Below are 15,634 nucleotides of genomic sequence, written 5' to 3'. Positions count from 1 at the left end.
GCCCGATCAGCAGCACATTGCCAGCGGCTGGCTGTCGCTGAACTCGCGGCTTTTGGCGGCAGCACCTCGCCCCAGGAAGGTCTGGTCGGACAGGTAGAAGTCCGAGAAATCCGCAACGAAGTCAGGCGCGACTGATTTGGCGGGCAAGCCAGATTGCATGATGTTGGTCTGCCAAGTTTTCAGCTTTGGGCGACCGCCAAGAAAATCGTAGCCGCTTTGCTGTTCGATGATGCAGGCCCGGTGCAACAGCACCAACCAGGCCACATCGACTAGGCTGATCTCGTCACCAGCAAAGAATTTTGTGTCGCCCAATTGGGCCTCAATTGTGTCGAAGGCTTTGTTCAACTTCTGGCTGCGCTCTGACAGGATGTCCTGATCGGCGCTGCGCTGTGCGCCGCATTGGGGCAGGTAGTGCTTGGTGGCCAGATAGCTCCACGCACGTTCGCGTGCCTTTTCCACGGGTGTCAGGCCTGCACGCAGGGGGGCGTAGGCTTCTTCGATGTATTCCACGATCGCATCGCTTTCAAACAGCGCCTCGCCCTCATCTGTGATCAACAGCGGCACCTGCCCATTAGGCGAAATGTCCAGAAACCACTGGGGTTTGTTGCTGAGGCTGATGAATTCAAGGTCATACGCGATGCCCTTGGCTTCCAGAAGCGCGGTGACACGCTGCACAAAGGGGCAGATTTTGAAGCTGACGATTTTCATGGTTCCGGTTTCTTTTCTGTAGGATCGATGCATCGACCTTCAATACGTGAAGTTAAATTTTTTTAGGGGCAGGCTGCGCAGGAACACTCCTGAAGGCAGCGTGTGATTTTCATCCATTCGGTCAAAGCGACCTGGAAGGCCTGGCGCCCCTTTTCCGTTACCGAATAGACTTTGCGTTCGCGACCTGAGACGATCTCTGACGAGAAGGTGACGTAACCGCCTTCGGTAAACTGCTTGAGCACCGGATAGATCGTACCTTCGCGCGGGGTGCAGCACCCATCGGTGCGCTGTTCAACCTGCCTGGCAATATCGTAGCCATGCAGATCCTCATATTGCAGCACGCAGAGGATGAAAAACTTGGACAGGCTCATCTTGATCGTATTCCCCCAATAGTCGGGGTCGAGCAGGTCTGGTGAGGTTGCAGTCTTATTCATGCAGCTCGCCTATACCTCGATGATCGATGCGTCAAGAGACAGCGCCTGCTATATCTTGAAGCCCGCTGGCGATTAACGGTGCAGAAGGCAGTGGCGAATTTCGCGCCGCTGCCCATGTCTTCTTACCGCAAGAGACCGGGCAGACTCAGATCGCCCGAGGCCACATCGAAGACATCTGTCACGCACAAAAGCGGTGAGTGGATGTTGGCATTCACCCGCAAGGCGGCCGTCACGCCATCATACGCCACGCCGTCCAGGTTTACACCGCTGGCAAAGCCCGCATTGACGCTGATTTCGGGTCCGTCAAACAGCGGCGTAAATCCGGGGCTGTCCAGAAAGATCGGAAAGCCAGGCCAGGTCGCAGGCAGTTTTGGAGTGCTGCCCTCAGGGATGTCGCGCACCGCCAAAGCACCGGGGCCGCAGGCCTCTGTCGGGGTCAGGACAACCCAGTGGCTGTGCCATTCCACGCCATCGTTGGATGGATCGCCATCACCGTTTTCATCAAACAGAGGCGTGTCATCAAAGTCGGGGTGGCTGGTGGCGGCCATCGCCAGAATACCGGTGCCGCCCTCAAATCCAACCGCAGACGGATCAAGCGATGTGGGCCACACGTAAGACCACACATCAGAACCGCCAACCGCACCCATGGCCCCGGGGGTTTCTGACCCGGCGACCCCATTGGTGGTCATGTGGAAGGTCACTGTGTTGCCTTTGCGATGTGCGTGTGCAGCTAGAATGTCAAAGGCCGCGACTTTGTCTGCGACTGCGGGCGATTGGACTGCGTCATGCATATCCGCTGCGTGATCTCCACCAGCAAATGCTGCACTCGCAGCAAACAGAATGGCGGCCGTCAGGAAAGGTGTTTTGTTGGGCATTGATAGTCTCCTTGATTCATTTTGCTAGCGAGTCGCTATCATAATGAGATTCAGGATTGCAATAGTAGTTTCGACTCGATACTTAAATATCATGACCTCAGAACAAAAAATCCGAGCCCTGATGAACAGGTTGGCAAGGTTGGATAGCGCCAGCAGCTGGTCCGGCGATTTGAATCCGGTCCAAAGGTCTGCGCTGGAATATCTGCGCGATGCGAACCGGTTTTCACGGTCTCCGTCACATGTCGCGGAATTCCTTGGGACAACGCGCGGAACCATGTCGCAGACCCTCAAAGCGCTGTTGCGCAAGGGGTTTGTCGAGGAAGTGCGTTCAGAGATCGACAAACGGTCGATCTCTTATGCGCTGACGCGGGCGGGAATCGCCGTGCTGGAAGAAGACAGCGTTATCGCGGTGGCGCTGACGAGGCTTATGGACCAAGGCGTGGTTGAGCTGGAGAGCGGGTTACGCCAAACGTTGCGGCAGGCCCTTGCGCTGAACGGCGGGAAGTCGTTCGGCCAGTGTAAGTCTTGCCGTTATCACCAAACTGCAAACAACGGGGCATTCTGCCAGCTTTTATCCCTGCCTATTTCGCCAGAAGACAGCGAAAAAATCTGTATCGAACATGAGGAAGCGGCAATCGCATGACCCCAGATCTTTCGTCCAAGATCGAGGGCCTGTTTGTTGGGAAGGTGGCGGATCGCTGGCCCGGCAAGCCACCCTCTGCCATCCAAAAGGATCCCGCGACCGGGACGCAGGGCATCGGTGCCCACGGTTTCGTTCAGGATGCACAGGCCGACCTTGAAGTTCACGGCGGGGCGGATAAGGCAATTCACCACTACGCATTCGACCATTACGCCGCCTGGCAGGCTGAAGGGCTGATCCCCGACGGGACCCGGCCTGCGGCCTTTGGCGAGAACATCTCGACCATCGGTCTGACAGAAGACACGCTTTGCATCGGCGATATTCTGAAGCTTGGAACTGCAACGGTCCAGATTTCGCAAGGACGACAGCCGTGCTGGAAACTTGGACTCCATACCGGCCAGGACAAGATGCCCTATCTTTTTCAAAAGACCGGCCGCACAGGGTGGTATTACCGGGTGCTTGACGAAGGTACCGCAGGCGTTGGTGACAGCATTACCCTTGTTGAACGTCCGCAACCAAACTGGACTGTCCGACAGGTGACTCAAGCGCGACTGACCAAGCGCATCACACCCAATGACGCTGCGCTGTTGGCGGATATGCCAGAACTAGCAGCGGGCTGGCGGCTGGCATTTGCAAAGATGGCGGCAGGACACGTCAAGGAAGATACGTCCAAGCGGTTAAGTGGGCCCGGCCTCGGGAACTGAGGCGGCTTGATCGGGGCGAATAACCATAGTCGCCGGAGAAATAAATAGAGGCATCTGAATGAGTGCTCATGATCCAAAGGAAAGCTCCAGAACAAACTCCTGAAGATCGCTGAGCAGAGTTTGGTCTGCATCATGTGCTTGACGTATTGCATCTCGCAGAGCGTCAGGGGTCAGATTTACAGATGCATTGGCAACTGAAGTGCCCGCGAGCCGTTGCACAAGGTTTTTGCACAGTGCTTCACGACAGCTCTTAAACTGAGCGTTAAATTCACCCACGTTGAGGACACCATCCTGGGAGCGAAGAGCCAGAAGCAGTGCGTCAATCGAGGTGTCACCCGACGCAGCCCCCGATATGCCTTCTACCCTGTTGGAAAACGCGACATCGTTGCAAATCATCTCAACAATGCGATTGGCAACCGGCATGCTCTCTTTTTGTGGATCGATCCGCAAGAACCGAACAGGTATTCCCTCCAGCATTGCGGATAGTTTTCTCGGCACGCCAGACATGCTTTGGATGATCTGCTCCACATCCTTTTCGACCGGAAACGGTGTCCACACAGTTCCGTAAGTAAAGAGATTTCCGCAGACACGCCCGCGCGGTCTCAGGATCTCGTGGCCAGCATCCCTCATGACTTCCCCGACAACTGCTCCACAAAACTGCCTGGCGGCCTGATCTGATTTTACAATCGGAAACAGGTCCTCAAGTTCGTGCACCGCCGCTGCGATTGCCGGGAGGCCCGCACGAGAGAGTGCGGCATATTCCACATACTTCCTGGAGCTGCTCAAGAGGCTCTCCAATCCCTGACCCAGGTTGGTTTTTCGAAGCTCATTAAATCTGGAATGCATGCTTATCCTAACTGCACATATTGACACGTTACAATTTTTAACATTATAAAGCGCGAGAATCTTTTGATCAACGATAGTTCTGAACGGGAGAAAGAAATGTCAGCCTTGGAAACAGCAATCTACATTACAACAGCCACCGCATCAGGCGGGCGCGCAGGTCGCGTGTCCACTGCGGATGGGACACTAGACCTCGACCTTGTGATGCCATCAGCCGTTTATGACATGCTGCCCGAGGAGATGCAGGAAGCGCCCTCAACGTCGGACCGCCCACGTGTGGATCCTGAAATGTTGTTTGCGGCTGGCTACGCCGGCTGCTTCATTTCTGCACTTCGGTATACGGCGCTCAGCATGGGCGTTGATGCCTCAACGGCCACTGTTGCGTCGAGCGTCGCGCTCAAGCCCGGGTCAGATGGCGCTGCATTCAAACTGGGTGTCCAGCTTGAAATTGACCTGCCTGGTATCGATACGGAAACCGGACAAAAAATTGTCGATGGTGCTCATAAGATTTGCCCCTACTCCGCTGCGGTCAGAAACAACATCGAAGTTGATCTGGCGTTGAAGTGATCTGTTGATGGGCGGCATCAACCGCGGCTGGCAATTCGACAAGAAGCAGTTGTTAGCAATGATCTTTTCAATGGGAAACGCACGGGTGCCGGTCTTCACCAACGGTTCTGGAAACACTTTGTGCAGCGCGCAAATTCTTGCGCTGCCCAACGCAAAATCAGAACGAAACAATTGCCATAATGGGTTCCCAGCCACCGTTGAGTAGTCCCTGCAAGCAATAGTCCGATAGGCGTTTTAGCCAGTTTATGAGTGGGAAAACAGTCAAGTTATCTCATAGCAGCAACATCTACGTTTGTCGCGCAACGGCGATGCAGTAGATAAGGCCACCAAGCAGAAACGAGCGACGTTGCGGCTCTCAGCCTGCCTTACCCATAGCCCCGGAACTTGCGGCCCAAAGCCGCCATCGGTAACGGGTTAAGAACGCTGCGGTCACGGCCTGCTCTCCGGGCATTTGCTACGGGTGCATAATCTGGGACTGTGTGAACTAACATTCTACGGGGCTTAGTTGTCATTCGACTTGATCCGTTCAATGTCTGTTTTCTGACCATGCCCTGGTAAAGAAACACTTTTCGAAAACACTGACATCTCGGACCATGAGCCACGAGCAAGGATCACAAAAAAAACATCTGGACATATGAAACATCAGATGTTTTATCATATGCCATGAGCGAGCTACTATATTATGATCTCAAGGATGCTGCGGGTGTTGCGCCGGGCTTGGCCACGCAGGTTTGCCGCGAGTTGGGGCGGCGGATCGTCGCCGGTCATTTTTCTGAAGGCGGCCTGATTGATGACGAGAACAAGCTTTGTGACCGGTTCGGCGTCAGCAAGTCGGTGGTGCGCGAGGCGGTAAAACTACTCGTTGGCAAAGGCCTTCTCGAAGTACGGCGTGGCAGTGGGACGCGGGTGCGCCGCCGGGTCAGTTGGAACCTTTTGGACGACGATGTTCTTGCCTGGCACCAGGGCATCGAACCAAGGCCCGACTTCTTGCGCCAGCTTATGGATGTGCGACAAATGATCGAGCCGAATGCGGCGGGCTGGGCTGCCACGTCTGCGTCACCTGATCAGGTCGAGGATATTCGCAAGGCTCAGTTGGCCATGGAACGCGCCGCATCCATTCAGGATTTTGTCATTGCCGATGCCTTGTTCCACCGCGCCATCCTGCGCGCGTCCAACAATGAACTGCTAACGGCCATGGAGGGTGTGATCTTTTCGGCTTTGCTCAGCTCGATCAAGATCACTAACGACGATCCGCTTGATAACAAAGAGCGGTCCCTGCCGCTTCACCGCGAAATCCTTGAAGCGATTGAGGCCAAGGACAGCGAGAAAGCAAGCACGGCGATGCGCAAACACATGGCCGACACCTACGAGCGCCTTTCAAATGTGCTTCCGGGATTCAGGTTGAAGGAGGCCGATCACCGTTGATCAAGAATTTCACCACTGTTCGGAAAGGTGGCCGAATTAGTGGTGACGGCACGAGAAAAGTTTCGAAGCAAGCCTCGCGCCGTCCAGTTGCCCGAATTTTCGGGGGAAACGCCACCAGATATCTCGGCGCAGCGCGCCAAAAACATCAACAAGGAGGATATGATGTTTTCCAAATTAACGAAAGGCCTGTTGGCCGGGTCCGTTGCGGCAACGGCACTCATGTCGGCGAATTCCGCCGCGGCTGAGGATATGGTGGCACTGCTGTTGCCCGAAAATGTGAACCCACGCTGGGAGTCTCAGGATGCAGCTGCGTTTGTGCGGACAATGAGCGCATTAGCCCCTGACGTGAAGGTCGAGGTCTTTAACGCCAACAACGATACATCGACCCAGCAACGGCAGGCGGAACAGGCGCTGACACAGGGCGCCAAGGTTCTTGTCGTTATCCCGATTGACGGCGAAAGCTCTGCCATCATCGCCGACACTGCCGCCGAGGAAGGCATTCCAACGATCGCCTATGACCGGATGATCAATTCGGCGAACACCACATTCTGGGTGCAGGCCGATCTGGAAGGCATGGGTTATGATCAGGCGATGCACATCATCGACAACACCAAGGACGGTGACACTTTGGTGATGCTCAAGGGGTCGCCCACCGACCCGAACGCCGCCGTGATCCACAATGGTCAACTACGCGCCTTGACGCCGCTTTACGAAAGCGGTGCACGGATCATGGGATATGAAAACTGGACGCAAGGCTGGGATCCAGCCATTGCACGTCGCTCGATGGATCAAGCCCTCACACAGCTTGATAATAATGTGCAGGGTGTGGTGTCGTCCAATGACGGGAACGCCGGTGCGGCTATCGCCGCGATGGAAGAACAAGGCATGGCGGGCACGGTGCCGGTCTCGGGCCTTGACTGCACGGTTCAGGCGCAACAACTGATGCTCTTGGGCAAACAAACGCAGTGTGGCTGGCGTCCACTGGAAGACATGGCCGCAGCAGCCGCTGCCGTGACCGTGCGTCTGGTCAATGGCGAAGATTTCTCTGATCTTGCGCCGGACACGGTGACAAATGGGGTCGGAGCGGAGGTGGCCTATGTGCCGGTCGGTTCCTATTCGGCCGTTGGTGCCGAAGGCGTGGCTTATGTGATCGAGAACGATACCTCGATTACCAAGGAAATGGTTTGTCAGGGCGAAGCCGCCGCAACCGATTTCTGCCAGTAAGGGTCAGTCAATGACATCTCAAGACAATTTGGTGGGGCAAGCTGCCCCACCAGCGCACCTAGCCGTGCGTGGTATCCACAAACGCTTTGGCGGTGTCCATGCCCTGCGGGGCGTCGCTTTCGAAGTCGCCCGTGGCGAGGTCATGGCGCTGGTCGGCGACAATGGCGCGGGCAAATCAACCTTGATGAAGGTGCTGGCCGGGGCTCATGCTGCTGATGCCGGTCAATTCACACTGGATGGCAAGCCGGTCAGCGTGTCGTCGCCAAATGACGCAAGCGGGCTTGGCATTCAGATCGTTTATCAGGATCTGGCGCTTTGCGAGAACCTTGATGTAGCCGCGAACCTGTCGCTGGGCGACGAGCCGACAAAGCCCGGTTGGGGCTTCCTTCCACGCCTTCTGCGTCCGCTTGATGATCTTGAGATGGAAGTGAAGGCGCGAGAAGCCATCGACAAGTTACAAGTACGCACCCTGCAGTCCGTGCGCGCCAAGGTTGGGGGACTGTCCGGCGGGCAGCGTCAGGCGATTGCCATCGCCCGCGCCGTTGGGACAGAAAGCACTGTTGTGATGCTTGATGAACCCACCGCCGCGCTCGGCGTCGCCCAGACCCGGCAGGTGCTGGAAGTCGTTAAACGCCTGCGCGAGACGAACCATGCGGTTGTCTATATCTCTCACAACATGCGCGACATCTTCGAAGTGGCCGACCGGATCACGGTGCTGCGCCACGGCAGTAATGTCGCGACCTATACCACGTCCCAGACCACGCCGGACGAGATTGTCGTCGCGATGACCCGCGGCTTGGACACAGCTTCCGATGAAGGGGCCGGTGATGCAGCCTGAGGCCAAAATGACATTTCTTGACCGGTTCCGCGCGTTGCGGGAAACGCAATTCGGGGCTTTTGTGCCCGTCCTCCTCGCGCTTGCAGCGATCTGGGGTTACTTCGGGTTGGTCCTGCCTGCCTATGACGTGATAACGGGCGAGGCCGAAAGCTTTCGCGCGATCTTTCTGAGCCCCCGCAACATCTACAACCTGTTCATGCAATCCGCCGTGATTGCAACGCTGGCGGTCGGTATCACCGTCGTCCTTTTGCTGGGCGAGATTGATCTGTCCGCCGCCGCAACCGCCGGTGTCTGTGCCGCCCTGTTGGGCGTGCTGGTGCTGGCAGGCGTGCCAGGCTGGCTGGCCTGCATCATCGTGATGGGTGTGGGCATCGTGATGGGGGCAGCACAGGGGCTGTTGGTGGCCTATGTCGGCATCCCGTCCTTCGTCGTGACACTCGCCGGATTGCTTGGCTATCAGGGACTGATGCAGAAAATCCTGCCCACGGGAAACCTCAACGTGGGTGACCCTTTTGTGCGCGGCATCGCGCGCGTTCTAATCCCCGATATCTGGGGGTTGATATTGGCCGCCGTTGTCGTCGGGCTTTTTGCCTTCGCCAGCCTGCGCAAGCAGTCACAGCGGCAAGCCAAGGGGTTGGAGTTGGACAGCCCGCTGGCGCTTTGGGGTCAGGTTGTGGCCTTTGGCGTCATCGTGGTCGCTGTTGTTCTGACATTGAACGCCTACCGCTCGCTGCCATTGCTTCTGGTCTTGCTGGTGGCACTTACTGCACTCTTAGGCTGGATCACCACATCCACGCCTTATGGCCGGTCGCTTTTCGCCGTGGGTGGCAATGCCGAAAGTGCCAGACGGGTGGGCATGAAAGTGCAGCGCATTCGCGTCTCTGCCTTTGCCATCGTGGGTCTGATGGCGGCCATCGGCGGCATTTTTGGTGCGTCCCGCTTTGGTTCCGTCTCCTACACCGCTTTCGCCGGTGGATCCCTGCTTTTGGAGGCCATCGGGGCTGCGGTGATTGGCGGCACCTCGCTTTTTGGTGGGCGGGGTTCGGTCTGGAACGCGATCCTCGGTGCCCTGGTCATTGGATCGTTGGGCAACGGTCTGGACCTGACTGGAGCAAGTGCGGCCGACAAGCTGATGGTCTCGGGTGCGATCCTGCTTCTTGCCGTAGCCATCGACGCTGTGTCCCGCAACAACGTGGGAGGGCGCTGAGATGTGGACTGATAATGAAACCGCCGTTCTCACCGCAATTCTTGACGAGCTGATCCCCGCCAACGCCGAGCGTGCGATCCCCGCAGCAGGTGAATTGGGCGTCGCCAGTTTCATTGCCGGTGTTGCTGAGAGCAATGCCGCATTCAAAGTTCAGGTTTACTCCCTTCTGCGCCATGCGCAGACCTTGGCGGACGGGGTCACGACGGACCTCGTCCGCCAGTTGGAGCAGGATCAGCCGGACGCCTTTGCGGCCTTTCTGACAGAGACCTACAAGGGCTATTACAGCCGCCCCGACATGCGCGCCAAGGTTGGCGTCGGCGCCCACCCCGTGCACCCGTTGGGCTATGATGTGGCCCGCGAAACCCCCGAACTGATGGACAAGCTGACGGCGCCCGTGCGCGCGCGCGGCCCTGTTTTCCGAAACCCGACCGGAGGCACGAGATGACGAACGAACCTGTTGACGTGCTGATCATCGGGGCCGGTGCCTCGGGCGCGGCCATCGCCTGGTCGCTTTTGGAAACACGGATGCGAATCCTGTGTCTGGAACAGGGTGACCATCTGGCGGACAAGGATTTTCCATCGCGTCGGGACGATTACGAATTGGCCCGATACGGCGATTTTTCGGTTGATCCCAACGTGCGGAAGGCGCGTCAGGACTACCCGATCAATGCCAAGGACAGTTGCATCACGCCGGTGAACTGGAACGGTGTCGGCGGCTCCACCATGAACTTTCTGGGTCACTGGCCGCGCATGCGACCCAGCGATTTTCGCACCAAGACCCTTGATGGTGTGGGTGACGATTGGCCAGTCGATTACCAAACGCTTGCGCCCTTCTATGACATGAATGATCGCAATACGGGCGTGTCAGGCTTGGCCGGCAACCCCGCCTACCCCGACTACACCCCGCCGCATCCCCCCATTCCGATAGGCAAGCTGGGTCAAACGCTGGCGAATGGCTTCAACGAAATAGGCTGGCATTGGTGGCCTTCTGACGTGGCGATCCTCAGCCAGGATGACGATGGCCGACAGAAGTGCGTGAATGCAGGCACCTGCGATCTGGGATGCGCGGCCGGGGCCAAGGGCGGCACCAACTTCACCTATTGGCCGATGCTGGAAAACGCGGGCGTGGAGTTGCGTACGCGTGCACGGGTCCGCGAGATCTTGGTGGATGAGGCGACGGGCTTTGCCAGCGGGGTGCTCTATCACGGGGCTGACGGTCAGCTGCACGAACAAAAGGCCGAACTGGTGGTCATGGCCTGTAACGGCGTCGGCACGCCGCGCCTGCTTTTGAACTCCAAATCAAAGTCCTTTCCAGAGGGTCTTGCCAACCGATCCGGTATGGTCGGCAAGAATCTGATGTTCCACCCGCTCACCGGAGTGGCGGGCGTGTTCGATGAGCCGATGAAAGGGCATGAGGGGCCGATGGCCTGTTCGATCCTGTCTCAGGAATTCTACGAAAGCGATCCGTCACGCGGTTTTGTGCGCGGCTATGGATTGCATTCGGGGCGTTCAACGACGCCAATGACCTATGCCCTTGGCGGCTATGGCATTGACAACCCGATCCCCTGGGGCGCTGAACACCGAGAGATCATGGATAACGTCTATCCCTATCTCGCAGGTCTGACCGTGGTCACAGAGGACCTGCCCGAAGAACACAACTGCGTCACGCTCGACCCGGATTTAACCGATAGCGACGGCATCCCCGCGCCGAAAATCACCTACAGTCTGGGCGACAACACCCGCGCCATGCTGAAACACGGAGAAGCGCGCGCCACGGAAATCCTGCTGGCCGCCGGGGCCAAGCGTGTGTTGCCCAAGAATGACGACAAGGTCTGGTGGCGCGCAGGCTGGCACCAGATGGGCACCTGCCGCATGGGCAATGATCCCGAGACATCGGTGGTGAACGGCTGGGGTCGCAGCCACGACGTGAAAAACCTCTTCATTGTCGATGGCTCGATCTTTGTCACCTCTGGCGCGGTCAATCCGACCTCCACGATTCAGGCGCTGGCGCTTTACATAGGCGACCAGATCAAGACCAACATTGAAACCCTGTTTGATTGAGGCCGTGATGAATTTCCCGACGCAAATGTACATCGATGGCGCGCTGGCCGAAGGCAGCGGACGGAAAGACGTCATCAATCCGGCCACGGAGGAGCCGATCGCCAACGTATCAACCGCGGGCTTTGAGGATGTCGAACGCGCGCTCCAATCCGCCAAGGCAGCGTTCCCCGGCTGGGCCGCGACACCCATTGCCGTGCGGCAGGTCTGGATGCGCAGGCTGCGCGATGAAGTCATCGCCCAAGAGGAGTTTCTGCGCGACTGTGTGCATCAAGAGATGGGCAAACCCTGGGCGCAGACCCATGAGGACTGGGACAGGCTGGTCGTGTCGCTCGACTTCTACGCCGAAGAAATCGCCCGCATTCAGGATTACGGGCTGGCCGACCGTGCGGGGACACATAGGCACCGGATGGTGCATGAGCCTGCGGGCGTGGCGGTTGCCTTTCTGGCGTGGAACTTCCCGCTTCTGAACCTTGCCTTCAAGATTGGTCCCGCCATGGCGGCTGGCTGTCCGATCATCATCAGACCATCCGAGGCGACGCCGATCTCGGCCTATGCCGTGGGCGCCCTTTGCGCCAAAATCGGCCTGCCCAAAGGTGTCGTCCAAATTCTATGCACCGATGGCTACGATGTGGCCGATGCCCTGACCGCTTCGACCATTCCGCAAGTGGTAACCCTGATCGGCTCAACCAAGACGGGCCAGCACATCATGCGCACGGGTGCTACCTCGATCAAACGCTACTCTATGGAGTTGGGCGGCAATGCGCCAATGCTGGTCTTTGAAGATGCTGATCTTGATCTTGCCGCAGACATTGTCACGGGGGTGAAATTTTCGAATGCGGGGCAAATCTGCGTGTCGCCCAATCGGGTCTTCGTGGCCGAAGCCGTGCGCGAGGCCTTTACGGAAAAGGTCGTGGACCGGGCCAAGGCAGCAAAAGTCGGGTTCGACAAGTCTGCCGAAATCACAACCGGGCCTGTGATCGATGCCCGCGCCTGGACCCGGATCAAGCACTTGATCGACGACGCTGTGGCTGACGGCGCGAACCTTCTGGCAGGCGGCGATCGCCCCGCACATCTGAACAAGGGGCACTACATCGCACCCACTGTGCTGGGCGACGTGACCGAGACGATGCAGGTCTACCAGCAAGAGACCTTTGGACCCGTCGTCAGCCTTGTTCCGTTTCACGATGATAGCGATCTGTTGCGTATGGCCAATGATTGCGAAGAAGGCGGGCTGACTGCCTATATCTTCACCCGTGACCTGGCCCGTGCGGAGCGTTATGCCAGCCAGCTGCGCTACGGTGAAATCCAGATCAATGGCTTGAAATACGACATCGACCTGCCCCATGGCGGGATCGGTCAGTCGGGGATCGGGCACGATTGCTCGGCCCTCGCGCTGAACGACTACTTGGTTCTTAAACGCGTCACGCGAGCTTTCGACAGCTCCGAATTCGAGGGGTTGAACACATGAAAATCACCAAGATCCAAAGCCATGTCTTAGAATACGACCTGCCTGAGGAATTGGGTTATTCGCAGCAATTCTACGCCAAACGCACCGCGCATTTGGTCGAGGTGTCGACGGACGAAGGGATCACCGGCTGGGGCGAATGTTTTGGACCGGGCAGCATCGCGCGGGCGAACAAGAGCATCGTCGAGGGTGTGATTGCACCGATGGTTCTTGGCATGGATCCACTCGACCGTGATGTGATCTGGCACAAGGCCTACAACCTGATGCGCGATCACGGACAAAAGGGCATGCCGCTGCAATCGCTTTCGGGTGTCGATATCGCGCTCTGGGATATTGCGGGCAAGGTGACAGGCCTGCCCATTCACAAGCTGATCGGCGGCGCGCACCGCACCCAGGTGCAGGTCTACGGCTACGGCATGATGCTGCGCCGCGAGGATGCGGACGCAATGGCTGCACGGTTTGAGGATGAGGCCACAGCGATCAAGGAGATGGGCTTTGCTGCGACAAAGATGAAGGTTGGGCTTGGGCCGAAGAATGACGTCAAACTCTGCGAAGCAGTGCGCCAAGGTGTGGGCGATGATTTTGATTTCATGGTCGATGCCAACCACTGCTACACCACGCATGATGCGTTCTACGTCGGGCGTGCGCTTGAAGAACTGGGCGCCTATTGGTTCGAAGAACCGGTTGCCCCCGAAGATCTGGACGGCTACCGGGAACTGCGCGCGGGGCTGAGTGTCAACATTTCAGGTGGCGAGGCCGAGTTCAATCGCTGGGGATGGCGCCAAGCTCTTGAAAACCGCGGGCTGGATATTGCCCAGCCCGAGGTTTGCGCCCTTGGCGGCATCACCGAATACCTGCGCGTTCTTGCCCTGTGCCACGCCCATTTCACGCCTGTGGTGAACCATGTCTGGGGATCGGCCATTGCCGTGGCGACGAACCTGCAATTGCTTGCGGCCATGCCACCCCTGCCCGGCGGGCTGAACCCACGTGAACCACTGCTGGAATTCGACACCACCGACAACAAGTTCCGCGACGAACTACTTCTGGAACCTTTGAACATTCAGGCGCAGGTCAGGGCGAAACAGGGCTTTGTCGCGATACCAGATGGTCCGGGTCTGGGCGTCGAACCTGACCTGGATTTCATCAAACGTTTTTCAATCTGAGAGTGTCGAGATGGCCTGCATTGAATTTGTCGGTGTCGATTGGGGCACCAGTTCGTTCCGCGCCTGGCATTGCATCACAGGGCAAGAGCAACGCCTCCTCGCAAAAAACGAAATGGGCATGTCAAAGCTGGGGCCGTCAGACTATGCGCCCTATCTTGAAAGCGTCTTGCGGGAAGGTCGCGTACCTCAGACAGTGCCGGTGCTTGTCTGCGGGATGGCCGGTGCGCGCGACGGGTGGCGCGAGGTGCCTTATGTCAAGGCACCGGCAGGACGCGACGAGATTGCCAGCCGGGCCGCAACTGCTCGTTTCGGGGGTTACGCTTGCAAAATCCTGCCAGGCGTCTGCCATTCAACCGAGGGCAAATTCGATGTGATGCGCGGAGAGGAAACACTTCTTTTCGGTGCGCTGAGCAGGGGATCTGGCGATGGGGTGTATTGCTTGCCCGGCACACATTCCAAGTGGTGTCGGGTCAAGAACGGGCAGTTGCAAAGCTGGCAAACCGCCATGACAGGCGAATTGTTTGCACTGCTTACCACGCAGTCGACGTTGTCCAGTTTTTGCGGCGATCGTTCCGCAAGACTTCACGAAACATCGGAATTCTCAGAAGCCGTCCGCGACGTGCTTGGTGGCAAACGGTCGGCACTGAGCGATTTGTTTCCCATTCGGGCCCGTGCGCTGCTGGACCCCAAGGCCGAAACGTTCAACTTTGCCGCCCACCTTTCGGGACTTTTGATCGGTCAAGAAATCGCGGGATCAAAGCTGGAAGACGTTAGTCATGTCATCCTGATCTCCAATGGATCCATTTGCCATGCTTACAGCAAGGCACTTGGAATCGCCGGAATGGGCATCAATAGGCTGGATTCGGAGCAGGCCGTGTTGGCAGGCCTCGCTCTGTTCGCCGGTGAACTTTTCGAGAAAGACAGCTTTGCCGAGAAAGTCACATAAACCAACGTTCTCCGCCGCTTTGAGGCGAAGGGCCGTGGCGGCTTTGCAAGCGCCATTTCTGACAAATTCGCAAACCATCATGCCGTCACTGCCGAAACGGCGTTCCCGCAACTAAGACACATCAATCACGCTCAATCGGGATCGTGGTGCAGAGAACGCTGTCCTAAGAACCGCTGTACGTCGATGCGACTACAGGTAAGAACACCGATCCGGATTTGAAAATCCATGAGAGCAGCGCGGAATATCTGTTAGCTTCGACCTTTGGGGTAAGCGCCACAGGTCTTAGGAACACTAGAGATCGGGCCGAATTCGCGGCCCTATCGGTCATCCGGCAAGCATGGGGTCGCTTGAATACGATCGAAGAAACAAGAGCCTGTATTCGCGGCACCGCAGCATCTTGACTCCTATGGGCTGAGGCTGTGTGGAAACTATCTTAGTTTTTCTGGGCGCGCGTTTGGCTCTAAGATTTCGTCGATTTTCGGGTTTTGGGATTGTTTTAACGTCCAGTAGCCCGCGTGCGGACGCCTATTGCGT

At 57.6% G+C, this 15,634-nt stretch carries 17 protein-coding genes; 13 read left to right on the top strand and 4 right to left on the bottom strand.

Features of this window, described 5'->3' with window-relative positions; translation table 11 throughout:
- Positions 1–6 precede the first annotated feature (6 nt).
- From ACOTTU_RS23370 to ACOTTU_RS23360, 3 genes are all read right to left on the bottom strand, one after another.
- On the bottom strand, positions 7–708 hold the full coding sequence (locus ACOTTU_RS23370; protein WP_425661690.1) for a glutathione S-transferase family protein: 702 nt from the start codon (positions 706–708) through the stop codon (positions 7–9).
- Positions 709–770: 62 nt separating this feature from the next.
- Positions 771–1,142: a PadR family transcriptional regulator gene (locus tag ACOTTU_RS23365; protein ID WP_425661688.1), complete on the bottom strand. Its 372-nt coding sequence runs from the start codon at positions 1,140–1,142 to the stop codon at positions 771–773.
- 122 nt (positions 1,143–1,264) lie between these two features.
- Positions 1,265–2,017: a hypothetical protein gene (locus tag ACOTTU_RS23360; RefSeq protein ID WP_425661686.1), complete on the bottom strand. Its 753-nt coding sequence runs from the start codon at positions 2,015–2,017 to the stop codon at positions 1,265–1,267.
- 91 nt (positions 2,018–2,108) lie between these two features.
- Between ACOTTU_RS23360 and ACOTTU_RS23355 the strand changes: the two genes are divergently transcribed.
- Positions 2,109–2,660, top strand: a complete 552-nt coding sequence (locus ACOTTU_RS23355) for a MarR family winged helix-turn-helix transcriptional regulator (protein ID WP_425661684.1) — start codon at positions 2,109–2,111, stop codon at positions 2,658–2,660.
- Positions 2,657–3,361, top strand: coding sequence for an MOSC domain-containing protein (locus ACOTTU_RS23350; RefSeq protein WP_425661682.1), 705 nt, complete (start codon positions 2,657–2,659; stop codon positions 3,359–3,361). The genes ACOTTU_RS23355 and ACOTTU_RS23350 overlap by 4 nt, the downstream gene beginning before the upstream one ends.
- A 66-nt stretch (positions 3,362–3,427) precedes the next feature.
- Here the strand turns inward: ACOTTU_RS23350 and ACOTTU_RS23345 are convergent, their stop codons facing one another.
- Positions 3,428–4,147 (bottom strand): hypothetical protein, encoded by a 720-nt coding sequence (locus ACOTTU_RS23345; RefSeq protein WP_425661680.1) that lies wholly within the window; start codon positions 4,145–4,147, stop codon positions 3,428–3,430.
- A 156-nt stretch (positions 4,148–4,303) separates the two neighbouring features.
- On the opposite strand from ACOTTU_RS23345, the gene ACOTTU_RS23340 reads away from it, so the two are divergent.
- The 11 genes from ACOTTU_RS23340 (at position 4,304) to ACOTTU_RS23290 (ending at position 15,100) form a co-directional block, all read left to right on the top strand.
- Complete coding sequence (locus ACOTTU_RS23340) at positions 4,304–4,771, top strand: Ohr family peroxiredoxin (RefSeq protein ID WP_425661678.1); 468 nt, start codon at positions 4,304–4,306, stop codon at positions 4,769–4,771.
- A 7-nt stretch (positions 4,772–4,778) separates the two neighbouring features.
- Positions 4,779–4,976, top strand: coding sequence for a hypothetical protein (locus ACOTTU_RS23335; RefSeq protein ID WP_425661676.1), 198 nt, complete (start codon positions 4,779–4,781; stop codon positions 4,974–4,976).
- A 458-nt stretch (positions 4,977–5,434) separates the two neighbouring features.
- Entirely contained in the window at positions 5,435–6,196 is a 762-nt protein-coding gene (locus tag ACOTTU_RS23330; protein WP_425661674.1) for a FadR/GntR family transcriptional regulator, read from the top strand.
- A gap of 162 nt (positions 6,197–6,358) precedes the next feature.
- Positions 6,359–7,420, top strand: coding sequence for a sugar ABC transporter substrate-binding protein (locus ACOTTU_RS23325; RefSeq protein WP_425661672.1), 1,062 nt, complete (start codon positions 6,359–6,361; stop codon positions 7,418–7,420).
- A gap of 10 nt (positions 7,421–7,430) precedes the next feature.
- On the top strand, positions 7,431–8,258 hold the full coding sequence (locus ACOTTU_RS23320; protein ID WP_425661670.1) for an ATP-binding cassette domain-containing protein: 828 nt from the start codon (positions 7,431–7,433) through the stop codon (positions 8,256–8,258).
- Between the two features lie 7 nt (positions 8,259–8,265).
- Positions 8,266–9,465, top strand: coding sequence for a sugar ABC transporter permease (locus ACOTTU_RS23315; RefSeq protein WP_425661668.1), 1,200 nt, complete (start codon positions 8,266–8,268; stop codon positions 9,463–9,465).
- 1 nt (position 9,466) lies between these two features.
- The gene (locus tag ACOTTU_RS23310; protein WP_425661666.1) at positions 9,467–9,910 is read left to right on the top strand and encodes a hypothetical protein; all 444 of its coding nucleotides are present in this window, start codon (positions 9,467–9,469) and stop codon (positions 9,908–9,910) included.
- Positions 9,907–11,526 carry a GMC family oxidoreductase gene (locus ACOTTU_RS23305; protein ID WP_425661664.1) on the top strand — a complete coding sequence of 540 codons (1,620 nt, stop codon included), beginning with the start codon at positions 9,907–9,909 and terminating at the stop codon, positions 11,524–11,526. Before ACOTTU_RS23310 ends, ACOTTU_RS23305 begins: the two co-directional genes overlap by 4 nt.
- A 7-nt stretch (positions 11,527–11,533) precedes the next feature.
- Positions 11,534–12,994, top strand: a complete 1,461-nt coding sequence (locus ACOTTU_RS23300; protein WP_425661662.1) for an NAD-dependent succinate-semialdehyde dehydrogenase — start codon at positions 11,534–11,536, stop codon at positions 12,992–12,994.
- On the top strand, positions 12,991–14,154 hold the full coding sequence (locus ACOTTU_RS23295) for a mandelate racemase/muconate lactonizing enzyme family protein (RefSeq protein ID WP_425661660.1): 1,164 nt from the start codon (positions 12,991–12,993) through the stop codon (positions 14,152–14,154). The genes ACOTTU_RS23300 and ACOTTU_RS23295 overlap by 4 nt, the downstream gene beginning before the upstream one ends.
- A gap of 10 nt (positions 14,155–14,164) precedes the next feature.
- A complete protein-coding gene (locus ACOTTU_RS23290) occupies positions 14,165–15,100 on the top strand; it encodes a 2-dehydro-3-deoxygalactonokinase (RefSeq protein WP_425661658.1) in 936 nt (311 codons plus the stop codon).
- Positions 15,101–15,634 lie beyond the last annotated feature (534 nt).

It is taken from the genome of Roseobacter sp. EG26, from assembly GCF_049830555.1.
In the GTDB taxonomy this organism is placed as follows: Bacteria; Pseudomonadota; Alphaproteobacteria; order Rhodobacterales; family Rhodobacteraceae; genus Roseobacter.
Note: the sequence above shows the minus strand (reverse complement) of the source record. Positions and strands in the feature narration are given on the sequence as shown.